The sequence below is a fragment of the Hymenobacter sp. BT491 genome (assembly GCF_014349165.1).
Lineage (GTDB): Bacteria > Bacteroidota > Bacteroidia > Cytophagales > Hymenobacteraceae > Hymenobacter > Hymenobacter jejuensis.
On record NZ_JACSJJ010000001.1, the window covers coordinates 1,070,334 to 1,090,864 of the forward strand.

Below are 20,531 nucleotides of genomic sequence, written 5' to 3' on the forward strand. Positions count from 1 at the left end.
GGTGGGAGCGGGGAAACGTGTTTACGAGAAGCGCCGGGTATGGCCTTAGATTTGCTACCTTGACAGCCTGACTTTCTTATCCTATGAAAAACCTACTCGCTCTGCTTGCTATCCTTCTTTGTTCTTTGGGTGTTCGGGCGCAGTCCGTTCCAGCGACGCAGCCCTTTAAAGGGGCCAACACCATTGTGATTCAAACCCAGGACAGCGCCCGCGTAGCCTTGAAGAAGTTCGCGCAGTGCCTGATTCAATCGGGCAACTTACCCGAAAGCGCGCAGAGCAACATGGGCTTTATTACCAGTCGCCCCACGCCTGTGGGCAATTCTGTAAACACTACAACTTTAACCATCAACGGGGCTGTAAGCGAAGCATACCCTGCCACGCTCACCTTGACCGGGCCGATAACGTATGGTTTCATGGACAGCAAGCCTTTGAGCGGGAAGGCCACCTTTGACGGGGCCGAAAACGCCCCGCGCAAGAAAGCCTTCCGCGAAATGGAGCGGGTTGCCAGGCTCTACCCAGCGGGCGCGCTTCACTACAGCCAACGCTAGTTGCCGTACTTGCGGCCCGTCACGCGCCCGTACCGATCCTGGTACATGGTCGTGTTTTCGGCTACTACTTTGCCGTCTAGCGTAAGCACAATCGTTGTGGTATTGTTGTACGACCCCGCTTGTTCTTCGGGCTTGTAAGAAGAGGTATACACGCCCGGTTGCGGCACGCTGGCCACGGCGCCACCCCCGGCAGAGGTTCCGCCGGAACGGCTCCCGCCGCTGCTGGACAAAGCTGACCCACCCGCGCTGGCAATGCCCGCCCCGATAATGAGCGCGCCCCCGGCGGCGATTTCCAACGCCCCTTTGCCGACGTTGCCAATGGCAATATCGGCGGCGCCGATGAGCAACAGCTTCTTGCCGTATTCGGCCATGAACTGTGCCAGCACCTTGATGATCCCGCCCAAGGCCGTTTTCAGGAAGTCGGCCCCTTGGAAGAGGGCGCCGCCGATGCTGCTGCCTAGCACGTCCGCGACGCCGGCCATTGCGGGGATGATGTCGTTTTGCAAAGACTTGACAAAGTCTTCGATGCGGGCCGCCTGCAACGCTTCCTGTAGTTGCTGGTTTAACGCTTGCACCGCCGGGCTCAACACGCTGATGCCTTGGCTGGTCAGGCTTTGGATCGCGCCTTTCAGCACGTTGGCTTGCTCGCTGGCCACGTTAAAGCCGGACTGAAAGCCACTGCCCACGGATAAGGCCACGTCGTTGATCTTGCGCATGGAGTCGGCCACGCTCAAGTTGGCATCCAAGATGATGTTGCCCTGCTCGGCATACGTCGGCCCAAAGTTCGGGATGGTAATGGGCAAGGTCAGCGGCTGGCTAGCCAGCGCGGGGCCGATGATGGCGGCCACGTCTTTGCCCAGCTTATCCCCGAGCGTGGTTGGGATTTTAACCTGTGGAATGACGTTAACGTCCACGGGCACAAACCCCACGTCGAGCGACTGTTGCAGCTTCAAGAGTTGGGTGTTCAGCCCTTGCAGGCTTTTGCTGCTAAACCCAACGCCCAAGTCTGTCAGCTTCTTTAAGCCCTTTTCCAGAACGTCGATCTTGGCCTGTGCTCCGTTGGTTTCCAATCCCAACTTGACCTGCACATCGACGCCCGCGAGTTCTTTGCGCAGGGAGGCGAAAGCCTTGGCAATTTCACTTGCGCTGCCTTTGGCCGTGCCCGTGAGCTTTTTAATCAGGTCGTCCAGGCGCTTGATTTCCGCTTGGGTGGCGGCAAACTCCTTGGTGCCCCCCACCTGCGTATCGAGTAGATCCTGCGCGGCCTTGAGTTGCTGCTTGAGTTCGCCTAAGGTGGTAGCGTGTTTCTTGGCGGCGGCTTCCGCGTCTAACTGCGCTTGGGTGAGTTGATTCCCCACCAAGGAGGTAAACTGCTTCGTGCCGCTGATGGCGTCGTAGGTCGTCTGAATGTAGCCGTCGAGGCCTGACAGCGGGGCCGTGAAGGATTTGGCCGTGAACTTGTCGCCGTTCAGCCGGCTTACCAAGCCGACCATTTCCCGCAGGTTGGTCGTGTCGAGCCCCAGGACGCTGGTGAGCGGGGCAATCAACCCCACAACGGCTTGTTTGGCCCCGTCAAAGGCGGCTTGCCACTCGCCTTGAAACAGGGAAGTGATCGTTTTGATGACCCCCGACACCACGTCGGAGACGGCCGTAATGCCGACGGAAATGCTTTCAAAGGCCGCCCGCACCAACCCGGCCGCACTGAGCAGGTTCCCGAAGTTGCCCCCGCCCAGCGAAGCCAAATCCGACAAGGCCCCGCCGATGGTGCCGACGGCATCCGTGACGGAACTGGCTAACTCAGAGAACACCCGGCTGCCTTCGCCGCCGGAAAAGTACTGGACAATGTCGTCCCAGTTCGAGATCAGCAAGTACCCGGCGGCGGCAATGGCGGCAACAGGCCCCAAGACGGCGCCGGCGCTCACCCCCAAAAAGGTGAGCCCGCCCGCAACTGCGGGAATTAAGGCAATCAGGCTTCCGCCCACCACCAACAGCGGCCCGATAGCCGCGGCTACGCCCCCCACAGCCAGGATAAGGCGCTGGGTAGAAGGGTCTAAGCCCGCAAAGCCGTCGGCCAGCTTCCCAATAAACGAGGTGGCGCTTTTGACAACGGGCAAGACTGCGTTGCCAATGGTGATGCCCAGATCGTTGAGCCGGTTCTTGGCCACTTGGATCTGACTCGCCGTGGTTTCGTAGCGCTGCCCGGCTTCCTTGGCTAACGCGGTGTTGTCGGCAAAGGCCTTGGTGCCGAGTTCCACTGACCGCCGCGCCAAGTCGCCCGCACCCGACAGGCGCAACAGGGAATCGGATACGCGGATGTCGGCCAAGTCCAGCCCGGCCAGCGTTTGCAGGGTGGAGCCCCCTTGTTCTTTGATTTTGCCCAGCCCTTCCACAAAGGAGACAATCGCCCCCGCGGCGTTGGTTTGGAAGCTCTTTTTAAAGGACTCGCTGGTTTGGCCGGATACTTTGGCAAAGTTGGTCAGGTCTTTCCCGCCCGACTCCACCGCTAACTGAATGCGCTTGAAGACGGTTGAAAAGGCCGTGCCGCCGGCTTCGGCTTCAATGCCTACCGACGAAAGCGCCGTGGCAAACCCCAGGGTCTGCGCTTCGGTAAAGCCAATTTGCTTGCCCGCACCCGCGAGGCGCAGGCCCATTTGGGTGATTTCGGCTTCGGTCGTAGCAAAGTTGTTACCCAGTGCGACGATGGTCGAGCCCAGGTTACTGAACTGCGTTTGGGGCAGGCCGGTGATGTTGGCCAGCCGCGCCAACGACGTGGCGGCCTGGTCGGCACTCAGGTTGGTCGAGTTGCCCAAGTCGATCATGACCTTGGTAAAGGCCAAGACGTTGTCGCGCTTAATGCCTAACTGCCCGGCCGCTTCCGCTACGCCGCTGATGGCCGTCGTAGTCGCGGGGATTTCCTTGGCTAAGTCGCGGATGCCTTGCGAGAGCCCGGCGTAGGCCTGCTGGGTTTGCGCGGCGGATAAGCCACTGGTATCCAGTGTTTTCTTAACCCCGGCAAAGGCCGATTCAAATTCAATGGCGCTGGTCGTAGCCAGATACCCTAATGCGGCCAGGGGCAGCGACACGTACTTGGTCAAGCCTTCCCCCACGCCTTTGAGCGTATCTCCTAGCCGTCCGAATCCTTTCTCGAAAGAATCCCGGCTGGCATCGGCGGCGGCAAACGAAGCGGTTAGCTGACTGTTTACCGTTCCGGCAAACCCGCCCAACGCAGTGCCTGCCCCGGCGGCTTTGCCGGCCAACGTACCAAACCCGTTCGCCGCGGAAGCCGCGGCACCCCCGGCCTTGGCGGCAGCTTCCGCGGCCTGTAAGGCAGAAGACACGAACTTGCCGTTGGCGTCCCGCATCTTCCCGTTGGCGTCGATGTAGCGCCCCGTGGCCGTGGCCGCGGCCCCGCCAATACCCGCAAAGGCCGCTTGGGCTTGCCGGGCCGTTTGCTCGGACGTAACCCCAATGCCCGTGATGGCTTGTTCCGCTTTGGCGAAGCCCGCGTTGTCAAGTTGGGCGCCGATTTGTACGTTCAAGCTATCAATCGAGGCCATAGGTTACGCCGTGGCGGCTTTTTCACGTTGGATAATGCCCTGCATCCGCTCCCACCACGCGTCGTCGTCGGAGGCCTGGGGTTTGGGCGGATCGAGCAGGGAGAGGGGCAATAACTCCTGCAAGGTTTTGGTCTTGCCTTTGGGCGCGTTCTGGTTGTAGAGCACCGCGTAGAGCAAGCGGGTGTGCTCCCATTGCTGCTGCTGGCGCAAGCAGTGCCCGTAGCAGAGGCTGTCGTAGTCGTTCCAGGTCAAGGCCCAGAACTCCGCGGGCCGCAGTCCCAACTCGCCCAAGGCAAAGTTGAGGACGTGCGACCAGGTTACTTCTTGGCTTTCTTGGGTTTGGGCGCCGGTGCGGGTTTGCTGACCCTCATCGGCGCCGGGGCGTTTCCCCGCTGGGCGAGGTAGCGATTAGCCCGTTCCTTGATGAGTTCAATGTACATGGCGACCGGCTTGCCGATCTCCTGCAACTGCTCCGGCGACTCCTCTGCCTCGTCCATCCACTGTCCTACCGTCGTCGGGTCGAAGTCGATGGGCAAGCCGTTGTTCTGGGCCCCCGACGCGAGGGCCGAATACAGAAAGTCAATGGCCGCGCCCAACTTGAGGCCTTTCTGCAAGGCGTCCACGCCCATCTGCTCGTTGTATTGTTCAAGCGAGAGGTCGTGGAGTTCGCAGTAGATTCGGGTTTGGTTGGTGCCCACATGAAAGGGCCTTACGGCCCCCCCAAGGTTGATTGTGCCCGTTCCGCGTAGGGTATTCATACTAAGCTACCGTAGGGAGAACGATGGGAGTCGAAACCGTGGTCTTGCCCAGCGGGCCGGTGCCCGTCAAATCAGCCGACCACGTCACGTTGCCGCTCTCGGGCTGGGAGAAGCCCAGGTTACTGATGTAGGCATCGCCGCCAAACCGGGTGTCGCCCGTCACGTTGGTGCCGTAGGTGATGCTTACTTTCGTGCCTTCCGTAATCAGGTCGAACACGTCCTCATACGAGATGTTGGCGGCTTGTTCGCCGGTTTCAAACTTGCGGTAGAGGGCCGAAATCGAGCCCGACCAGCGCTTGCGGCCCGAGCTTACTTGGTCCCAGCCGCCGGAAGCAGCGCAGGTAGCCGCGTCCATGTCGGCTTCCACGGTGAAGTCTGCGCTCTGGGCGCAACCCACCACGATGTCGTCCACCGTGATGACAATGTCTTTGGCGTTTACTACTGAGGCCATTGGGAGAAGAATAAGGAGTTGAAAGAGGGAAGGTTACCCACCGGCTTCGACCAGCGGGGCGTTGTATTGCAGTTGAAATCGCACGCGTACATAGCGGTGCACGTCCACCGTTTCGCCGCTCGCGGCATCGGTTACCGTGTTGGCCAAGCCAAACGCCACGGGGGCCATTTGGTAGCCGTCCGCAAGCGGCAATCGCTTGCCGTGCAGGCGGGAAAGAAGCTGCCCACTGATGGCAAAGGAGGGCAGGTCGCTGACTTGCCCGGCGGTCGCAAACGAAGTCACGATGTCGAGCAAATAGGTGCACTCCCAGACTTGACAGGCCACCGACCCCAGGCCGGGGATCATGGTGGGCTGGGTTACCAGAATGTAAGGCGGACGGGTGCCCAGCGGCGGGTGCGTGTAGGCCTTGACGACAGCGCCCGACACCGCGATAGACGGGGTGTTGAGGGCCGCGATCAGGGCTTGTTGCAACAGCAGCTGGGGATCGCTCATTTACAGGCGGAAGCGCACGGCTTCTTTGAGGTTGGCGAGAAAGCGTTGGCGGTTCATTTCGTAGGCCGGAAACAGGAAGGGTTGCGCCCGCATGGTTCGGGTTCCCAGCTCGATGAACACGGAGTAGGTGACGTTGCTGCCCACTGTGGCGCCCAACCCATCCGGATTGATGTCCGCGTGAATAGACGCCCGGAGCCGTCCGGTATCGACCGGGGCCAACTGCTTGGCGTCCGATTCGATTTGCAGGGCGGTAGACGCCACCACGTCGCGCACCCGTTGGGTGGCGTCGGTGCGGAACCGGGCGAGCAAGCCCAGCGCCTTCTTGGTGTCCACCGGTTTAATCTGAATCGAGACCATACACCGAGAGTTGGTCGCGCCGCTCGCTGGGCGCCGTGCTTGTGATTGCCAAGGTTCTGCCGGCCCATTCGGCGCGCACCGAGCGGGACACCGCCCTACTCGCGTCCGAGAGCCGCACCGTGATCCGGTAAGGGGTTTGGCCTTGTTCGAGTCCCAGGCGTAGGGCTTCGGAGCCTTGCAAGACCTGCACCCGCGCGTAGAGCGTGAAGGAGGATTCCGGTTCCGAGGGAAGAACGCCCCCCGCGCCGTCGTCCTGTCCCGCTCCGGGCAAGAAGAAGGTCACCCGTTCCCGGTACTGTCCCGCGCCGCCCATCAGTTCAGCACGTTCGTCAACCGGTAGGGAGCCAGCAGCACCCGGTAGCCCACCGACAGCTCGTGGCTCAGGTTGCCCAAAGAACTGGTTTCCCGGTTCTCGTAGAGGTCGCTGGTGAGCTTGAGAATGGCTTGCGCCACTTCGGCCGGCACCGCGTCTTCGGGTACCGTCACGGGGTAGGTAACCGTGTAGGTTTGCGAAGCCAGCGCGACGCCCCAAGGCAACTCGCGGTTAATGGAAATGCCCTTGCGGTATTCTTCCAAGTAGGAAGAAAGCGTAGGCAAGTCCGCCACGTCGGTCAGAAACCCTTCTACCGCCGTCGGACTGCCGGCCAAGGGGTCCAGCACATAGTCCTCGTCCAACCGGAACGTCGCCTTGACGGTCGCGCTCCGAAAGAGCCGCCCGCAGTACTGTTCGCACAGTCCACAGGCCGCTTTCAGGTAGTGGGTCAAGAGCGCATCTTCCCCGGTGCCGTCCAGCCGCAGGTGTTGCCGCGCCAACTCCAGCGACACCGGAAGCGGGGCAGAAGAAGACGGCAACACAACGGTCGTAGGCATGGGAGAAGCGGTTACTTGGTTTCGGAAGGGCCTTTGGCGGGCTTGGTCTTGCGGTCTTCCGCGGGGCCGGGCTTGCCAATGATCTGCGCCTGTGGCTTTTCTTTCACGGGCACCGGGGTATCGTCGGCAATCTCCTTGACCAAGCCGGCTTTCAAGAGCAGGTTGGCGCGGGCTTCGCTGGTTTCAAACCGCATGCCCCGGAGAACGAACCCCTCCTCACCGGAGAAGGGGCTCAGTGCTTCGAGTTTCTTGCTCATCTTAAGCGGCCAACAGCGGTTTGGCCGTCTCAAACGTGCCTTTCACGAAGGCCTTGGGGTAGCCTACCTTCAGGGCAATGCGCTTCTCGATCACGATCAAGAGCAGGTTGTGCTTGGCGTCGTCTTCGTTCTGGTCGTAGATGCGCACGCTCAGGCCCGTCCGGTCGAAGAGTTGGGCACCCATTGCGAAGTCGCCTACCAGGAACTCGCCCGCGGGCATGGCCGTGTTCTCCACGATGCGCACGCCGGAAATAGACGGCAACGTGGTGCCAAACAAGGCGGCGGGCACGAGGTAGTGACCGTCTTCGCCTTTTTCGAGGTCCATGTTGGCCACGTCCACGGGGCTCAGGATGATGAGCGTAGGCAGGAAGTGTTCCACGGCCAACTGCGCCACTGCGGCGCGGAGCACGTCGAACTCGTTGGCAAACTCAGCTTTTACGCCCGCGCCGGTGAAAGCCGAGGCTTGCGTATAGACGCCTTCCAAGTGGTTGCCCGTGCCGTCGCCAAACAGGATTTCGTCGTCTTCGATGTAGTCGATGTCGGCAATGCCTTCCTGCTGAATGGTAGACATCAAAAGCGGGATGTCGTCCACGGTCTCTTCCGTGATCTTGAAGGTGTTGGCGATCTTCTTCGCGTCCAAGCGCTTGGTGATGAAGCCCAGATCCGACTGCCCTTTCAAGCCGCCTTCGCCTACCATGCCGGCGCCGCGGGTGCGGGAAGCCGTGTGTTGCAGGTACGTAGCCGAACCCGTGGCCATCTGGCCGACGTTCATGTACGAGCGGATGTGATCGCGGCGCTTCGGGTCAACGACCACACCGGGAAGCTGCGTAACCGAGGCCGGGCCGCCCAAGGTGGTCACGCTGCCCGTGGTGATGATGACCGCGGCTTTGGCGTCGAGTTCAATGCTGACCGACTTCTTGGTGCCGGGCTTTACGGCCTTGATTTCCGCAGCCTTGTCGTTGAAGGCTTTCAGGGCGGTGTTCTCGCCGTCTTCGCCGGTGGGGCCGGCCATGCGGCTGCGCTTGATTTGCGAGGCCGTTTCGTCGGCTTGGTCAGAAACCTTTTTCAAGTCCGACTTGACGCTTTCCAGCGTCTCCTTTACGCCGTCTACGGCCGTTTTGGCTTCCGTGGCGAGGGTTTTGACTTCCGATACCGCCTCTTTGGCAGCTTCTTTACCGGCTTCGACCGCAGCGGTTTTCGCTTCGGTTTTGAGGCGCTCTGCGGCCTCTTTTACTTGGATGTCGTCCATGACGGGCGGGGGATGATTAAATGAGTTGGAGAAAGGAGGTAAGCGCCTTCTCGCTGCTCGGCTCCGCCTGCTGGGAAGTGGTTTGCACCGGCTTCTCAGGCGTCAGGGGGAGTGAAATCAGTCCTTTGTAGGCAGTTTGCAGGGAGAGAGCCTCTGCCTCAAGTGCTTGGTAAGTAGAATCTTGCAGGTTGCCGGTGCGCAGGGCTTTGAAGAGCTTGTCCATGCGCTCGTTCAACGCGTCCACGCCCGACAGACGAGCGTGGGGGTCCATCGACTTGATCCCCACCAAGGGGGTTTCGGCGTTGGCGCCCCACGTCACGGAGGAAACCTCCCAGAGCTGGAGTTCCAGTAAATGCCGGACGGGGTTTTGCGGGTCGGTTTCGTCCCACTGGCTTTTGATCGTGCGAAAGCCAACGCTGTGCTCGAACAAGTCCAACGCGTAGAGCGCCAGGGCGTCGTCCCCGTCTTTGGTGTTGGCAATGACGGAGGTGCACAGCAGGCCTTTGGGGTCTTCTACCAGGTCGGTGAACTTGCCCAGGATTTGGCGGGTGTTGTGTTGCAGTAAATGCTTGATGCGGGGTTGGCGGCTGTTGGGGCCGTTTTCCTGAATCGTTTTGGTGAAGGCGCCCGGCAGGATAATGTCGCCGTCGCTGTCTTCGTTGCCAAAGGCCGACCCGTAGAACTGCACGGTGCGGCCGGTCGCGTCGATGTCCTTGAGCCCGGCGTACGGGCGGCTTTGGTGTTGCATAGGGCCAAAGCTAGAGGCCCCAGGAGGCGGGCACCGCACGGGGCGGGCGGTTCGTGTTTACGAGAAGCGCCAACCGGATACAGGGGGCACGAAAAAGCCCCGACTCGTCAGGGCCGGGGCTAAGACTACAGGAGAAAGAAGGGGTTAAGACAGCAGTCCTTGGTTTGTCAAGGCTTGCGTCAACGCTTCCTGTAGGGTGGTGGCTACGGCGTTCTCACGGCCGTCTTCGTGCATGCGCCAATCGGTATACACACTGTACTCCAAATGGGTATCGTCGCGGGCGTTGTTTTTGACAATCAGCCAACCCGCCGGCACCAAGTCAAGCAGCTGTTCTAAGGTCATTTCCATATCGTTTCTAATTCGCGCCTAGTCCCGTCAGCAGGAACACGTACAACCCCGGCGCGCAGAGCCCGCCCCCGTCTTCTAAGCCCAGCCGGCGCCACAGCCGCGGGCGGGTCAGGGCGCGGTGGGTGGTCAGGCGCAGGAGCTTGAAGGGGTAGTTAGCCAACGCGAAACGAGAGGTGTTGAATCTCTTTCTTGGTAAACGGCGTGTCCCATGCGGGGCGTTGATAGGGCAGGTAATACCCGTTGGCGTCTTTCTCCAAGGCTTTGTTTGCTTCGACTTCGGGCGCGTTGGGTTCGGGAAACTTGGCTTCCGTCAACAGCTCGCAGGCTACGTGCTCCGCATAGCCTCTGGTAGCAGCGTCGTCCTTAACCAATTCGTTTGAGACGCGCTTATCAAAGGTTATCGTTAGCCCTTGGCTGTCGGTTACGGTTATATACAGCGTAACAAGGAACCCATACGGTGGCATTGTCTTACGGGCCTCCTCTTCCTCTGCCAACAGGTGGGCAAGGTTCGGGTAGGCTTCTTGAATAGCGGCTTGTTGAGTGGCTGGCATAGGGTGTAAGTTAGGCAATCGGTTTGTAGGTTACCGTACATCTGCACTGCACGGATTCGGAAGCAGGGAGCATTGGATCGCCGGGGAACTTGGCCGAGTTTTTACATATCGCCTCCAGAATAGAAAGCTTTTAGGTCTTTTCGCACCCGCAGGAGACCGCCGCGCGGGAAGCGATCATTATTGCGGTACGAGCCAACTTGAAGCTCGCCTTGATCGTTGAGCTTGCAGTAGTCTACATACGTTCCGTTTGCACTTCGCACTTCAGGATTTAAATCGTAATGCTCGCCTTGTCCGTTCTTTTTCAAGTACGCCTCTAAGTCAGCCCAAGCAACGCAAACCCACAGGGAGTCCTCTAGCTCCTTTTCCTGTGCGTCTAGTTCGTTGATGGTGGCTTTCGCCAACTCAATTTGCAGGCGAATGCGTTTCTGCTTCTTCTTGACTTCTTCTATTTCATCATATGGGAAAGGGCGGGCTGGGAAAGGGCTTGGTGATACCATAAGGAAGACGGTCATTGGGTTAATGAATGGGCTTGTATCCGATAGCGCACCGGCAGCGGATTGATTCTGAAGGCGGGAGCATCGGGTCTCCGGGGAACTTGGCCGGAAACCCGCCGATGGTAAAAGTACTATCCAACGGCACAGCTTGTCCGTTAGCGACGGCATGACTTGATCTGGTCCGCCCATCTTTGGTAGAAATCCACAGCTTGTCCAGCTTGAGCCCCGTCGCTTTCGCGCCCATCAGGCTACCGTACGCACTGGCGCTAACTATCTCAGTTCTTACGATGCTGATTGCTCTACTCGGCGCCAACTCCGCGACCCGTTCCCGCAGCCGCTTCACCCCGGCCGGAATGCTGAGCCCTTCCTGTGCCACTTCCTGCAACGTCTGGGTCACGAGCTTACGGGTCGTATCCACCATGTCTTTGATCCGCTTGGAGGCTTCCCCGCGGGTAATGAACTGCCTGAGTCGTCCCAGCCAAGAGGTGACGACTTCCGTGGGGGCTTCGGCTTTGGTTTCGTAAGCCTGTCCCTGTGCTTTGGCGTACTGCTCCGTTAGTGCGTCGTAGTCCTGCCGGGCAAACGTGACTCCTACCTCTTGGTAGAGGCGGGTGAGCACTTCCGTGAGTTCGTCGGCCTTGACGTAGGCGGCGGCCAGTTCCGGCGACGCCCCGGCCTGATACGCCACAAGGGCCCGTTCCCCTTGCCGGATCAAGGCCCGGCGTACCCGCTTTTCGTGGGCGGGTTCCAGGGAAGTGCGCAGGGCTTCGATCTGGGCGTAGCGGTCGGCAGAAGTCATGTTAGTACGGAAACTGTGCTTTGTAGGCATCCCACCGCTTCTGCCACGCCTCTGAGGCTTCGCGGCCTTTCGAGGGGTGTGGCGGGGGCGGGGGAAGGGCAAGTGTTTTTTGCAGGAAGTAATCACTTGCCGCTTGCTTGTCCTTGAGCAACCCGGCCATGTAGTACGCCCACATACCCAACCCGGAGAGTGCGATAACGAGGAAGGCCCAAGCGAATAACTGTTGATTGGTCATGGATTGCGGTTGGTAAGGCGCTCAAATTCGCGGCCTGACAGAAGGGCTAACGGGAGGACGACCGGGGCCGGGGTAAGGAGTGGTCAAACGCCGCCCGGTCCGCCTCTCCCGCAGCATGCGCAGGCTGTAGCCCAACGTGACGCAGGAGGCAGCGATACCGGCGGTGTAGACGATGAGGGCGAGGCCGGTCATTCAGGAAGGTCTTCGCCCATTACGGTATAAGCGCCTAATAGGGCATAGCTACCGAAAGCAATAATGCCCATCATCGGCACCAAGAACAGCAGCCCTGTAGCTTGTCCGTGTTGCACAGCCTTGCAACTAGCCAGAAAGAGGGCGCGCAACGTTATGCAACAACAAAACAGGCCACTAACCGCAATCAGCCGCCCAACACAGGAGACAAACCGAACGAGCTTATACTCAAACCGGCTCATACCCCCGCGCCCGTTACGTCTTCCGCTTCCCCGGCTTGGGGTTGGCCGTCCCACTCCGGCTGTCCAATAAGTTCGACGGTGGTAAGCCGCTTGGCAAAGTGCGTAATCGCGTACGGGAAAGGCTTGTGGGTGTTTTCATCAAACCACAGCTTCAAGTCTTCGGAATACCGGCCCGTACCCGTGCCCACGGGCCGGCGGCCGGGCGTCGGGGTACCCGCTACGTCGTAGAGTTTGTTGGGCGTGGGTTGAACAGGGCCATCCACGGGGTTCCAGTCCCGGTGAATGCGCGTGAGTTCGCCCAAGGCTTTCTGCGAGGTTTGCACCTGCCCGGCCAGCAGGGCGCGGGTGGTTTCCAAGTCTTCCGAGTACATGCGCTCCTGCGTTTGCTGGGTGGCTTCTTGCAGGGCGGCGAGGGCGGCGGTCGTGAGTTTGGCAGACATAGCGTAAGGGGGTTAGAAGGTTAGTAGTCGTAGTATTTGCGCTGGTAGGTGTTGCGGATGGCGTTGTCGATGTCGGAATACTGCCGCTGGTCTTCGTCAATGGCCGCTTGCAGCTTCTTCGACCGCAGGTTTAGCAGGGTCTTGTAGCGGCTCCTTGACCCGTTGGGAAATTTGGTGTGCTCAACCAACATCCGAAGCCGCCAGTACCGCCACTTCAACAAGGGCGGTAGGGCCTTGGCGCGGGCGCGCATATTGCCGACTACCCACTCCAACAGGCGCAACGCAGACAAGGCAAGGAAGATGGATAGGGCGTTCTGTAGCATCTGTATCTAGTATTGCACTCGCGCCACTTGCAGTGTAAATGCCGGCTCGTCCCAATGGCGGAACCAAATCCCCGCGTCGTCAAACCGATAAAACCCCGACTTCTGCTCCCACGGCCCGGCTTCGATCAGGGTCCAACATTCCGGCCCCAAGAGTCGAACCAGCCGGTGCACGGTCGCGGCTTCGACCCGGTGGGAGGTGCCCGGTAGGCGTTCTACCTCCTGCATCGACACGGTGCCGTCGGGCAGCAAACCGTAGACTTCCTCCACGTAGCCGCCGCTCAACACGTGGCTTGTGAAGCCCCACGGGTGATTGTGGGGTTCGCCGGTATCAGGTTCCGTGAAGCGGTGCAGGACGCGGCCGCCGCCCAAGTGGTACTTGGTGAAGGACCCGTTCATGTGTTCGGTGCGGATCAGGTCGGGCGGCGTGGGAGAGGACTGCATAGGCTAGGATAAGGACTTAAAAAAGGCCGCAAGCAGATAGATTCCGACAACTAACACAATAGGGCCCCACAACGGAGCCGTTACCCACCACCACGACCAGTGCGCCACCGCGCCGATCTCGGCGAGTTTCAGAACCAGGAACGCCACGAACAGCAACCCCATGAGGGTAACCCCTCCCGATGATGATTTCTCTGATGCCATACCCAAAGATACCTATATTCTTGTACAAGATAAACCTATATATGATATATTTTTGTACAAGACAATCAACCCGTACCTTTGGGCATGAGCGAAACGCCCAAGAGAGCCGGTCGGCCCTTTAAAGACCCTGCCACGCACAAACGCCACCGGGCCTTCTCCCTGACGGACGCCGAATACGCCCGCTTGGAAGAATTGGCGACCGCTGCCGGGATGAAGCCGAGCAAGTACTTGGTCGTCACCCTCAAGCTCGACCAACCGGCCTAACCCCGTCTACAATACCGATGCTCGTACAAGTCCCCTAGCGGATCGGGACAGTACGCTTCCGCGCACCACTGCTGGACTTTCGACAGGGACCGCAGCCGCTGGTGCAACAGCTTTTCGGCGTCGGCCGCGAGTTGGGCTTGCGTAGGTTTGGGAGGAGGTGGGGGCAGGGGTGCTTCCATAAGGTTAGGCAGTGAGTTTCAACCAGAAGTGCCGCACGGTCAGCTTGGGGTGCCGCAGCATGAACCAGACTTTGTACCACCACGCCACCTTGATGGTGACCCATACCGAGCCGTCGTCTGTCAGTTCGCCCCCGGTGAGCGTAATACCGCGGGGCATGGGGATGGTAACCGGGTCAATGAACAGCGTAGCCATACCAGAATCAGTTGACGTGAAAGCGGCGGGTGGCTTCTTCCTGCGCGTTGAGGTAGCGGTCCCACCGTTTGTTCCATTTCTCGGCGTCGCCCAGTATCCAGAACCGCAGCCCGTTGCCCAGCAGCACCCGGACTTTCGCGCACGGGTTCTTCCAGCTTTTCAGGGGGCGCGGGGCCGTTTCCAGGGTGTAGACATCCTCCCACAGAAACGAGTACGGGGCTTCGTATTCGTTGCCGAGGTGGTCCTTCCAAATCCGCATAGCACTGGCACGCTGAAAGCTGGGCATAACGATAGGTTAGGTAAGTGCAATCATTTCAAGGATAACCGGCCCATTTCTGTGGCCTTTCGGCGACATAGTACCATTGCGCTGGCTACCGCTTCGGGGGCTTGCCGGGCTTGGGGTGGGGTTTGGGCTTGGGGTGCATGGGCATGTTCATCGGAGAGGGAGTAAGGGTGAAGAATTACATATTCATGCCAGCGTGGGGCGTCTCGCCGTGCTGTTTGAGCCAGGCTTCCAGGAACTCGATTTCGGCGGATTGGCCCTGCTTGATCTTTTTGGCGAGCTTAACCAGGTCCGGATCGTCGCCCTTGGCAATCTCTTTGTCGGCCATTTTGACGGCCATTTTGTGATGGGGCACCATGTCCTGAGCAAAGCCTACGTCCGTTTTGTTGGCCGCTTTCGTGCCCCACCCCTCGTCTCCTTCCCCCGCGCCGGGGTAGTCCGTGTAGCCGTGGCGGCGCAAGAGCTTGGCCGCCGCGGCGGGGCCACCGAGTTCGTCCAGGCTCTTGACGTGGACTAACCCCGCTGGGATCAAGTACCCGGTAAAGTTCTTGTCCGGCGTTTCGCCCAGCATTTCCACGCGCCGTTCAATGGGCAGCAAGTACATGGACATGATCCGCTCGGTCTCGGCTTTCTTGTCGGCTTGCAGCTCGGGCACGCCCGAGGTATCGACTTGCAGCCACGTTCCTTTCTCGAACATGGGGCACAGCCACCGGGAAAACTCGGGCAGAATGGCTTCCAGGTAGGGCAAGACCCCGTCCGTGTAGAAGGCTTTGCGGGCCTCTCCTACGTTGTTGTACGTCGAGGCTACCTTGTCGCCCAACAGTTCCGAGGGCACGCCCCAGTACCCGCAGATCTCGCGGAAGTTGGCTTCCCGGAACTGGATGATGTCCAGATCGACGGCCGTGGCGCCGATGGCCGTCCACTTCACGGCCTGGGTCATAATCGGAAACGAACCCCGCTTGTCGGCGCCCGTGTAGTGGGTGGCGAGCCGGTTGCGCATGTCACTGACCACGTTGGGGCCTAACTCCACCGGCCGGTTATCGACGGGCTCAAAGGAGAGAATGCCCGCCGGGCCCTGGTTTTGCATTTGGGAGACCTGCGCCGTGATCGAGGCCTGATCGGCGGTGGCTTCCCGGTTGGCGGCGACAATGCAGCCCACGCCGTAGGTTTCCCCCGGCAGGGCGTCGTGCTTGAGGTGCAGCACGTCTTCCGGTAGCAAGTCGATGGTTTCGCCGGGCTTGCTCAAGTCGGGCGTGAACACGTACTTGGTGGGCGCCTGCATCACCGTACCCCCGAGGGGTTTTACGTTCGGGGTGGGCAGAATCCAGAGTTCTGTGGGTTTGCCCGCGTTGACGCCGGAGTCCAATCGGTTGGCCCAGATGAACACGTTGCCTTGCCCGTGGTAGAGGATGCTGATCTGGCGCATGAACACCACTTGGCCCGTCAGCGGGTTGGGCTGCCAGAGCAGGTCCAGTAGTGGCGGGGAGGGCAGCAGTTCGGGCTTGCGGTCTTTCCCGGTGCGGTAGAGCAGCCAGGGCAGGGCGGCGGCTTTCTTGGCAAAGTAGCTGTTGACCTTGCCGACTTGGCCCACGAGTTGCCGGCGCAGGTGGCCGTGTTCGGGGTGGAGCCAGTTCACGCCCCCCCCGGTGTACTGGTAGTTGGGGTTGGTGCGGCCCAGGCCGTCTACTCCGGCCAGCGCTTTTTGCAGAAGGGGGCGGTCGTAGGCCGTCGGCTGGGCGGGGCGCAGGCCCAGCGTTTGCAGGGCGGAATCCAAAACAGCGGGTAAGGTCATAGGGCGTGCACCACGTAGGCGGCTTTCTGATGGTGTAAGGTGGTATAGGCGCGCCACGCCAGGGCGAGGGCACACACGCCGTCGTCGTGCAACCCCGCGGGGGCCGCGTACTGGACGCCCGTGCGGGTGTAGACGTATTCAAAGGCTTCCAACTCGTCGTAGAGCCAGCCCGAAGGAATGCCCAGGGCCGTCTGCTGAAAGGCCAGCGTCAGGCCCTCCATGAGTTGTTGCTTGCTCTGGCTGGTGAACTTAAACCCCTCGGTGCGGCGGCGCGTCTGCATGACCTCCTCCACGATGGGGTCGCCTACTCCCGTCGAGTCGATCAGGGTGGAGATGTCGGGCAGGGAGAGAATGCGGCGCTTGGTTTCGCCCCACGGGCTTTGCCAGCGGTCTAATTGACAGGTGTAGCCTTGCGCGTTGAGCCCGGCAATGACCGCGTAGTCAAAGCTCTTGGCCAGGTCGATGCCATACGCGACGGCCGGGCCGGGGGCCAGGCCAGTCGGCAGCAAGCACCGGCGCAAGTGGGTCAGGCCAAACGGGTTGCTGCCGTCCTCGGAGGGTTCGGCCAGGTAGAGTTCCCGAAAGACGGCCTCGGGCAAGTCCCGCTTCGCCTCCTCGATTTCCTCCTGTTTGAGAATCCCCGCTTCCACGGCATCATACGCCGTGATCTTGAAGTAGGCGTAGGTGCCGGTGGTGTCCTGCCGGGCTTTTTGGGCCATCTTGTAGCCCCAGTTCTTCTTGCCCTTGACGTTGCCGATGAACTTGCACTTGCCCTGGGTCGCGGTCAGGGTAGACCGCAGGGCAAACCAGGCTTCTTCCCGCGAACGGGTGAACTCGTCAAAGACGGCCGCGTACACGTCGTCCCCGTAGAGGTTGTCGGGTTTTTCGGCGGTCTTGAACCAGAGAATGGCCCCGGTAGGCAGCGTGAGCGTCAGGCTGGACTCGTTGGCCACGAAGAAGCCCGGCGTACTCACCTGCTGCTTCATGCGGGCAAACGCGATCTTGGCCTGGTTGTAGACCGGGGCGACCCACCAGAAGTTCTGACCGGGCTGACCTTGCAGGGCCTGCTCGAACAGCCAGATGATGTGGGAGGCCGTTTTCCCGGCTTTGGTGCTGGCTTCCGTCACGGTGTAGCGGGCGGGGCAGTCGAGCATCCGTTGTTGGTAGGGGGCCACCCACGGGCGGGTGTAGGTAATCTCAGCCGTCGGCATGGGCAGGTCCTCCTAAGTTGAGCGTGACCTTGATGGGGGCGCCATCCTCGTCGCCGCCGTGCTCGTGCTTGTCCTTCTGGCCCAAACGTTGTTTGCCCAGCCAGATGAGCATGCCTAAGTTGCCCTTCATGGCGAGGTTCATCTGTTGCTCCAGGAGCAGGGTTTCGCCGTCGGCTTTCTTTTCCGCGGAATAGGCGGAGAAATCGGTTTTATGATCGCGCTTGCAGTTGTCGTAGAGGGTCTCGGGATGGATGCCCAGACGGGCCGCAATCTGCACCCCCGTACACCCGGCCTTCAGCAAGCGGTCTACGGTTTTCCAGTCGATGACAGTGGCAGAGCGGGCCATAGGATTAGGTACTGGCAAAAGTGAGCGCCGGGGTCGGTATCGAACCGCCAGCCTCCCCGATGGTATCGGGGCGCTCATCCGTTTGAGCTTCCGGCGCTGGTGTTGGTGTTGGTTTGCGTTCTGAAATAGGCACGTTCTGGCCCTTGTACATGCCCGCGCCCATTTCATCAATGCGGGAATAAGGAAGCACCGGCACCGTGAGGCGGGCCGATTTGTCAAGTAGGTAGATATAGCGGAGCTGGAAGCCGGGAATGGGCTTGGCCCCTAGCTGCGTCCATTGGGTGCGGGTGCGAACCTTCAGCGGTAGGTCCATTGCGGCGCACACCTCCTTTAGCTCTTTCGAGTTAGTGTCAGATTCAAACGTCATGGCCGCGATGCGGTGCCCCGTGGGGAACTCATAAAGCGAGCCGTTGGGGCTAACCTTAGTGAGGGCAAAGCCGGCAGCGCGGTATATCGTCCCGTCGCCACATTGCGCCCCATCGGCAAAGGATAACACCCACTTGATATGAGGGCAATGCTTGCGCAGCAGCCGAAGGGCTACGGCAATACACCGACTCTCGCTGTTGCGCGGCAGGTAGTTGTCGAAGGCCATCCGGTTCAACTCCACCATTTCATTCCAGCCCGTGCCTTCCACTAGGCCAAGGACCTTGCTTTTATCCATCGGGGGGCCGAATGACATTACCCCATGCAACTTGCCCGCGAGGAAGGCCCCGAAGTGCAACTGCGGGTTATTAACAACCTTCCCGCTGTAATGGTGACGGCGCACGAAGGCAATGGCACTTTTGGTGTCAATCCGCTCCACGCGTATGTCCTTTACATTAATCTCCATTGCGGGCGCTCAGGTACTCTGCGATAATCGCCGCAAGGGCGTTGCCGTTGCTGTTATCATTGCCCGTCCCTTCAAAATCGGCGGGCTCTTCGGCCTTGGCTAGTTGGATAGCCGTTTCTACTTCCTGCTTTTGCAGGTCGGTGAGGATAAAAGTGATTTGCCCGAACCCTGGCTTCTCACCGTCGGGCAGGGCTATATCATCCAATAGTTCCGGCTCGATGTCTGCCCATTCCTTCGGCACATCCACGCCCCATTCGTTCAGGGTAGCCGCATCGGGCCAATCGCCGGACGAGAGCGTATCCCAATCCCACGCGCCAAAGGAGCCGTTGTCTTTAATCACGAACTCGCGCTTCTGCTCTTCCGTCAATCCCAAGGCCCGCGTAATGGGCACCTCAGTGTGCTTCAGGTGCAAGAGTGCATGTAAACGCATGTTGCCACCCAAGACCACGCCGTCTTCGTCCACGACCAAGGGCCGCAGGTGCAGCATCTCGGGAAACTCCTGCAAGGACTTCACGAGTTGGGCAAAGCGGTCGTCTTTGATCAGACGGGGGTTGTGGTCGTTGAGCTTGACCTGCTCAATGGGGACGAGTTCGGCTGCCATACTCTCCAAAGCTACTCCCGACCCAGCCCGCGGCAGAGGAGGCCCCGCCGAAACGTGTTTACGAGAAGCGCCGCCTGGGGGGCTGGGCAAACCGGAACTGGCCTTTGGCCGCGTCGGGCTGGTCGGGCAACAGGGAGAGTTTGACCGTGGAGCGCACGTCGAGCTTTTGCGCCCCGTGCTGGTTTTTGCCCGGCCCCACCAGGAATTGGCGGCTCACGTGGGCGTTGGTGGTGAAGACCGGCCGGGTGTGGCGCGTGTGGGTCAGGGGGGAGCCGACGTTGGGCTGGGTATCCAGGACCCAGTACGGGCGGCCTTTGGCGGGTTGAAGCAAGTCCAGGGTCGTGCCGTGCTTGACCAAGGGCAGACCGGCGAGTTTCAGTTGGGCGTCGAGGTAGAGCAACAAAGCCGTCGTCAGATACACGCGGCGGGTCAGGGAGACGGACAGGGTAGCGTCGGACGGGGGCAGCACCGGGGCCGGGGGCACTTCCACCACGCGGGCGGGCTGGGGTTGGGGGGTGAAGAAGGAGCGGGGCGCCCCGTGGAACGCGTTAGGATCGAGCATAGAGGGCGGCTTAGGTCTGGCTAAAATACAAACTTCTTCCCAACTTCACAAGTATAATTCGTTGATTATCAAGGTTTTATGTGTTATTCTTTTGCCGACGGTGGGGAAACAACTCGTTCGGGTCTTCCCCTCGTAAGTAGGCATACTCGTCTTCCTTCAAGCGGATCTTGGCCTCCCACAACAAGCTTTCCTGCCGGCGCTGAACGATCATGCGCTTGGTCTTCTGCCATTCGCTGTAGAGGTAGGACAGGCAGACCATCTGGCCCAGAATCACGGTGCCGAATACGGCGTAGAACGTAGCGTCGCTCATAACTTGGTTGAAGTGGTTTGCCGCTGCATCTGCCGTTCCCGTGCTACCTGCTGCTGGTCTAACCGTCGTTGCCGGGCTTGGTAGAGCACAATGCAGACAAGCAGGAACAGGGCTACGTTGTAGCAGGCGTGGCAGAGGAAGTCGAGGTCGTGGGTCATACTTGGGGCTGTAGTGTGGCTTGGAAGGATCTGATTTCCACTTCGTCGTCTAGGTCGTAGTATTCGCAGAGCAACGTTCCAATGGCGGCATCAGCGGCCTTGCCGTAGGTAGCAGTCAGGCGGTCGCGTAGGTGCGTGATTTCTTCCTTGCGGGTCAGTAATTGCTCCAGCGTCCAAGTTTTGAGCTGCGAGTAGTGAAAGGCTGCGTAGGCTTCCGCTAGCTCGTCCTCTATTTCTTCCAAGGCTTTCATAT

Annotated in this window: 31 protein-coding genes, 1 tRNA gene and 1 pseudogene; 2 read left to right on the top strand and 31 right to left on the bottom strand. The window is 60.2% G+C overall.

The window, feature by feature from the left end; translation table 11 throughout:
- Positions 1–83 precede the first annotated feature (83 nt).
- Entirely contained in the window at positions 84–548 is a 465-nt protein-coding gene (locus tag H9I52_RS04510; protein ID WP_187452835.1) for a hypothetical protein, read from the top strand.
- Here H9I52_RS04510 and H9I52_RS04515 read toward each other — a convergent pair.
- The 20 genes and pseudogenes from H9I52_RS04515 to H9I52_RS04610 all read right to left on the bottom strand — a co-directional run bounded on the left by H9I52_RS04515 (position 545) and on the right by H9I52_RS04610 (position 13,349).
- A complete protein-coding gene (locus H9I52_RS04515) occupies positions 545–4,105 on the bottom strand; it encodes a phage tail tape measure protein (RefSeq protein ID WP_187452836.1) in 3,561 nt (1,186 codons plus the stop codon). The two genes, H9I52_RS04510 and H9I52_RS04515, sit on opposite strands and share 4 nt — an antisense overlap.
- A gap of 3 nt (positions 4,106–4,108) precedes the next feature.
- Positions 4,109–4,411 (bottom strand): annotated as a pseudogene (locus H9I52_RS04520) (phage tail assembly chaperone); the annotation flags it as partial.
- Positions 4,412–4,422: 11 nt separating this feature from the next.
- Positions 4,423–4,863 (bottom strand): hypothetical protein, encoded by a 441-nt coding sequence (locus tag H9I52_RS04525; RefSeq protein WP_187452838.1) that lies wholly within the window; start codon positions 4,861–4,863, stop codon positions 4,423–4,425.
- A 1-nt stretch (position 4,864) separates the two neighbouring features.
- Complete coding sequence (locus H9I52_RS04530; RefSeq protein WP_187452839.1) at positions 4,865–5,314, bottom strand: phage tail tube protein; 450 nt, start codon at positions 5,312–5,314, stop codon at positions 4,865–4,867.
- A 33-nt stretch (positions 5,315–5,347) separates the two neighbouring features.
- Positions 5,348–5,806: a hypothetical protein gene (locus H9I52_RS04535; protein WP_187452840.1), complete on the bottom strand. Its 459-nt coding sequence runs from the start codon at positions 5,804–5,806 to the stop codon at positions 5,348–5,350.
- Positions 5,807–6,163, bottom strand: a complete 357-nt coding sequence (locus H9I52_RS04540; protein WP_187452841.1) for an HK97-gp10 family putative phage morphogenesis protein — start codon at positions 6,161–6,163, stop codon at positions 5,807–5,809.
- Entirely contained in the window at positions 6,144–6,476 is a 333-nt protein-coding gene (locus tag H9I52_RS04545; RefSeq protein ID WP_262385940.1) for a head-tail adaptor protein, read from the bottom strand. Before H9I52_RS04545 ends, H9I52_RS04540 begins: the two co-directional genes overlap by 20 nt.
- The gene (locus tag H9I52_RS04550) at positions 6,476–7,033 is read right to left on the bottom strand and encodes a head-tail connector protein (RefSeq protein WP_187452843.1); all 558 of its coding nucleotides are present in this window, start codon (positions 7,031–7,033) and stop codon (positions 6,476–6,478) included. Before H9I52_RS04550 ends, H9I52_RS04545 begins: the two co-directional genes overlap by 1 nt.
- Before the next feature lie 11 nt (positions 7,034–7,044).
- Positions 7,045–7,290, bottom strand: coding sequence for a hypothetical protein (locus H9I52_RS04555; RefSeq protein WP_187452844.1), 246 nt, complete (start codon positions 7,288–7,290; stop codon positions 7,045–7,047).
- A 1-nt stretch (position 7,291) separates the two neighbouring features.
- Complete coding sequence (locus H9I52_RS04560) at positions 7,292–8,539, bottom strand: phage major capsid protein (RefSeq protein WP_187452845.1); 1,248 nt, start codon at positions 8,537–8,539, stop codon at positions 7,292–7,294.
- Positions 8,540–8,555: 16 nt separating this feature from the next.
- A complete protein-coding gene (locus H9I52_RS04565) occupies positions 8,556–9,287 on the bottom strand; it encodes an HK97 family phage prohead protease (protein WP_187452846.1) in 732 nt (243 codons plus the stop codon).
- Positions 9,288–9,431: 144 nt separating this feature from the next.
- Complete coding sequence (locus H9I52_RS04570) at positions 9,432–9,635, bottom strand: hypothetical protein (RefSeq protein WP_187452847.1); 204 nt, start codon at positions 9,633–9,635, stop codon at positions 9,432–9,434.
- 7 nt (positions 9,636–9,642) lie between these two features.
- Entirely contained in the window at positions 9,643–9,795 is a 153-nt protein-coding gene (locus H9I52_RS04575; RefSeq protein WP_187452848.1) for a hypothetical protein, read from the bottom strand.
- Positions 9,788–10,186: a hypothetical protein gene (locus H9I52_RS04580; RefSeq protein WP_187452849.1), complete on the bottom strand. Its 399-nt coding sequence runs from the start codon at positions 10,184–10,186 to the stop codon at positions 9,788–9,790. Before H9I52_RS04580 ends, H9I52_RS04575 begins: the two co-directional genes overlap by 8 nt.
- 101 nt (positions 10,187–10,287) lie before the next feature.
- Positions 10,288–10,698: a hypothetical protein gene (locus H9I52_RS04585; RefSeq protein ID WP_187452850.1), complete on the bottom strand. Its 411-nt coding sequence runs from the start codon at positions 10,696–10,698 to the stop codon at positions 10,288–10,290.
- Positions 10,699–10,702: 4 nt separating this feature from the next.
- Positions 10,703–11,479 carry a phage minor head protein gene (locus H9I52_RS04590; protein ID WP_187452851.1) on the bottom strand — a complete coding sequence of 259 codons (777 nt, stop codon included), beginning with the start codon at positions 11,477–11,479 and terminating at the stop codon, positions 10,703–10,705.
- Position 11,480: 1 nt separating this feature from the next.
- Complete coding sequence (locus tag H9I52_RS04595; protein WP_187452852.1) at positions 11,481–11,714, bottom strand: hypothetical protein; 234 nt, start codon at positions 11,712–11,714, stop codon at positions 11,481–11,483.
- Between the two features lie 427 nt (positions 11,715–12,141).
- Positions 12,142–12,585, bottom strand: a complete 444-nt coding sequence (locus H9I52_RS04600) for a hypothetical protein (protein ID WP_187452853.1) — start codon at positions 12,583–12,585, stop codon at positions 12,142–12,144.
- Between the two features lie 20 nt (positions 12,586–12,605).
- Complete coding sequence (locus H9I52_RS04605; RefSeq protein WP_187452854.1) at positions 12,606–12,908, bottom strand: hypothetical protein; 303 nt, start codon at positions 12,906–12,908, stop codon at positions 12,606–12,608.
- Between the two features lie 6 nt (positions 12,909–12,914).
- Complete coding sequence (locus tag H9I52_RS04610) at positions 12,915–13,349, bottom strand: hypothetical protein (RefSeq protein ID WP_187452855.1); 435 nt, start codon at positions 13,347–13,349, stop codon at positions 12,915–12,917.
- A 285-nt stretch (positions 13,350–13,634) separates the two neighbouring features.
- On the opposite strand from H9I52_RS04610, the gene H9I52_RS04615 reads away from it, so the two are divergent.
- Positions 13,635–13,814: a hypothetical protein gene (locus H9I52_RS04615; protein WP_187452856.1), complete on the top strand. Its 180-nt coding sequence runs from the start codon at positions 13,635–13,637 to the stop codon at positions 13,812–13,814.
- A gap of 183 nt (positions 13,815–13,997) precedes the next feature.
- Here H9I52_RS04615 and H9I52_RS04620 read toward each other — a convergent pair whose 3' ends face one another.
- From H9I52_RS04620 to H9I52_RS04670, 11 genes are all read right to left on the bottom strand, one after another.
- The gene (locus H9I52_RS04620; protein ID WP_187452857.1) at positions 13,998–14,186 is read right to left on the bottom strand and encodes a hypothetical protein; all 189 of its coding nucleotides are present in this window, start codon (positions 14,184–14,186) and stop codon (positions 13,998–14,000) included.
- Between the two features lie 7 nt (positions 14,187–14,193).
- Complete coding sequence (locus H9I52_RS04625) at positions 14,194–14,472, bottom strand: hypothetical protein (RefSeq protein WP_187452858.1); 279 nt, start codon at positions 14,470–14,472, stop codon at positions 14,194–14,196.
- A gap of 175 nt (positions 14,473–14,647) precedes the next feature.
- Positions 14,648–16,243 (bottom strand): phage portal protein, encoded by a 1,596-nt coding sequence (locus tag H9I52_RS04630; RefSeq protein WP_187452859.1) that lies wholly within the window; start codon positions 16,241–16,243, stop codon positions 14,648–14,650.
- Positions 16,244–16,257: 14 nt separating this feature from the next.
- Complete coding sequence (locus H9I52_RS04635) at positions 16,258–17,472, bottom strand: terminase large subunit domain-containing protein (protein WP_187452860.1); 1,215 nt, start codon at positions 17,470–17,472, stop codon at positions 16,258–16,260.
- On the bottom strand, positions 17,459–17,818 hold the full coding sequence (locus H9I52_RS04640) for a hypothetical protein (protein WP_187452861.1): 360 nt from the start codon (positions 17,816–17,818) through the stop codon (positions 17,459–17,461). The genes H9I52_RS04635 and H9I52_RS04640 overlap by 14 nt, the downstream gene beginning before the upstream one ends.
- A 23-nt stretch (positions 17,819–17,841) precedes the next feature.
- Positions 17,842–17,915, bottom strand: a tRNA-Gly gene (locus H9I52_RS04645).
- 721 nt (positions 17,916–18,636) lie between these two features.
- Positions 18,637–19,248 carry a ParB N-terminal domain-containing protein gene (locus H9I52_RS04650; protein ID WP_187452862.1) on the bottom strand — a complete coding sequence of 204 codons (612 nt, stop codon included), beginning with the start codon at positions 19,246–19,248 and terminating at the stop codon, positions 18,637–18,639.
- Between the two features lie 58 nt (positions 19,249–19,306).
- A complete protein-coding gene (locus H9I52_RS04655; RefSeq protein WP_187452863.1) occupies positions 19,307–19,810 on the bottom strand; it encodes a hypothetical protein in 504 nt (167 codons plus the stop codon).
- Between the two features lie 76 nt (positions 19,811–19,886).
- Complete coding sequence (locus H9I52_RS04660) at positions 19,887–20,120, bottom strand: hypothetical protein (protein WP_187452864.1); 234 nt, start codon at positions 20,118–20,120, stop codon at positions 19,887–19,889.
- Positions 20,117–20,278 (bottom strand): hypothetical protein, encoded by a 162-nt coding sequence (locus H9I52_RS04665; protein ID WP_187452865.1) that lies wholly within the window; start codon positions 20,276–20,278, stop codon positions 20,117–20,119. The genes H9I52_RS04660 and H9I52_RS04665 overlap by 4 nt, the downstream gene beginning before the upstream one ends.
- Positions 20,275–20,529 (bottom strand): hypothetical protein, encoded by a 255-nt coding sequence (locus tag H9I52_RS04670; RefSeq protein ID WP_187452866.1) that lies wholly within the window; start codon positions 20,527–20,529, stop codon positions 20,275–20,277. The genes H9I52_RS04665 and H9I52_RS04670 overlap by 4 nt, the downstream gene beginning before the upstream one ends.
- Positions 20,530–20,531 lie beyond the last annotated feature (2 nt).

Excerpts from the sequence above, each read along its gene's own strand:
- H9I52_RS04635 (WP_187452860.1), bottom strand. The coding sequence starts at position 17,472 with ATGCCGACGGCTGAGATTACCTACACCCGCCCGTGGGTGGCCCCCTAC.
- H9I52_RS04595 (WP_187452852.1), bottom strand. The coding sequence starts at position 11,714 with ATGACCAATCAACAGTTATTCGCTTGGGCCTTCCTCGTTATCGCACTC.
- H9I52_RS04570 (WP_187452847.1), bottom strand. The coding sequence starts at position 9,635 with ATGGAAATGACCTTAGAACAGCTGCTTGACTTGGTGCCGGCGGGTTGG.
- H9I52_RS04515 (WP_187452836.1), bottom strand. The coding sequence starts at position 4,105 with ATGGCCTCGATTGATAGCTTGAACGTACAAATCGGCGCCCAACTTGAC.
- H9I52_RS04665 (WP_187452865.1), bottom strand. The coding sequence starts at position 20,278 with ATGACCCACGACCTCGACTTCCTCTGCCACGCCTGCTACAACGTAGCC.
- H9I52_RS04530 (WP_187452839.1), bottom strand. The coding sequence starts at position 5,314 with ATGGCCTCAGTAGTAAACGCCAAAGACATTGTCATCACGGTGGACGAC.
- H9I52_RS04535 (WP_187452840.1), bottom strand. The coding sequence starts at position 5,806 with ATGAGCGATCCCCAGCTGCTGTTGCAACAAGCCCTGATCGCGGCCCTC.
- H9I52_RS04510 (WP_187452835.1), top strand. The coding sequence starts at position 84 with ATGAAAAACCTACTCGCTCTGCTTGCTATCCTTCTTTGTTCTTTGGGT.
- H9I52_RS04670 (WP_187452866.1), bottom strand. The coding sequence starts at position 20,529 with ATGAAAGCCTTGGAAGAAATAGAGGACGAGCTAGCGGAAGCCTACGCA.
- H9I52_RS04585 (WP_187452850.1), bottom strand. The coding sequence starts at position 10,698 with ATGACCGTCTTCCTTATGGTATCACCAAGCCCTTTCCCAGCCCGCCCT.
- H9I52_RS04600 (WP_187452853.1), bottom strand. The coding sequence starts at position 12,585 with ATGTCTGCCAAACTCACGACCGCCGCCCTCGCCGCCCTGCAAGAAGCC.
- H9I52_RS04640 (WP_187452861.1), bottom strand. The coding sequence starts at position 17,818 with ATGGCCCGCTCTGCCACTGTCATCGACTGGAAAACCGTAGACCGCTTG.
- H9I52_RS04625 (WP_187452858.1), bottom strand. The coding sequence starts at position 14,472 with ATGCCCAGCTTTCAGCGTGCCAGTGCTATGCGGATTTGGAAGGACCAC.
- H9I52_RS04660 (WP_187452864.1), bottom strand. The coding sequence starts at position 20,120 with ATGAGCGACGCTACGTTCTACGCCGTATTCGGCACCGTGATTCTGGGC.
- H9I52_RS04565 (WP_187452846.1), bottom strand. The coding sequence starts at position 9,287 with ATGCAACACCAAAGCCGCCCGTACGCCGGGCTCAAGGACATCGACGCG.
- H9I52_RS04610 (WP_187452855.1), bottom strand. The coding sequence starts at position 13,349 with ATGCAGTCCTCTCCCACGCCGCCCGACCTGATCCGCACCGAACACATG.
- H9I52_RS04655 (WP_187452863.1), bottom strand. The coding sequence starts at position 19,810 with ATGCTCGATCCTAACGCGTTCCACGGGGCGCCCCGCTCCTTCTTCACC.
- H9I52_RS04615 (WP_187452856.1), top strand. The coding sequence starts at position 13,635 with ATGAGCGAAACGCCCAAGAGAGCCGGTCGGCCCTTTAAAGACCCTGCC.
- H9I52_RS04605 (WP_187452854.1), bottom strand. The coding sequence starts at position 12,908 with ATGCTACAGAACGCCCTATCCATCTTCCTTGCCTTGTCTGCGTTGCGC.
- H9I52_RS04525 (WP_187452838.1), bottom strand. The coding sequence starts at position 4,863 with ATGAATACCCTACGCGGAACGGGCACAATCAACCTTGGGGGGGCCGTA.
- H9I52_RS04620 (WP_187452857.1), bottom strand. The coding sequence starts at position 14,186 with ATGGCTACGCTGTTCATTGACCCGGTTACCATCCCCATGCCCCGCGGT.
- H9I52_RS04540 (WP_187452841.1), bottom strand. The coding sequence starts at position 6,163 with ATGGTCTCGATTCAGATTAAACCGGTGGACACCAAGAAGGCGCTGGGC.
- H9I52_RS04545 (WP_262385940.1), bottom strand. The coding sequence starts at position 6,476 with ATGGGCGGCGCGGGACAGTACCGGGAACGGGTGACCTTCTTCTTGCCC.
- H9I52_RS04590 (WP_187452851.1), bottom strand. The coding sequence starts at position 11,479 with ATGACTTCTGCCGACCGCTACGCCCAGATCGAAGCCCTGCGCACTTCC.
- H9I52_RS04550 (WP_187452843.1), bottom strand. The coding sequence starts at position 7,033 with ATGCCTACGACCGTTGTGTTGCCGTCTTCTTCTGCCCCGCTTCCGGTG.
- H9I52_RS04555 (WP_187452844.1), bottom strand. The coding sequence starts at position 7,290 with ATGAGCAAGAAACTCGAAGCACTGAGCCCCTTCTCCGGTGAGGAGGGG.
- H9I52_RS04650 (WP_187452862.1), bottom strand. The coding sequence starts at position 19,248 with ATGGCAGCCGAACTCGTCCCCATTGAGCAGGTCAAGCTCAACGACCAC.
- H9I52_RS04580 (WP_187452849.1), bottom strand. The coding sequence starts at position 10,186 with ATGCCAGCCACTCAACAAGCCGCTATTCAAGAAGCCTACCCGAACCTT.
- H9I52_RS04560 (WP_187452845.1), bottom strand. The coding sequence starts at position 8,539 with ATGGACGACATCCAAGTAAAAGAGGCCGCAGAGCGCCTCAAAACCGAA.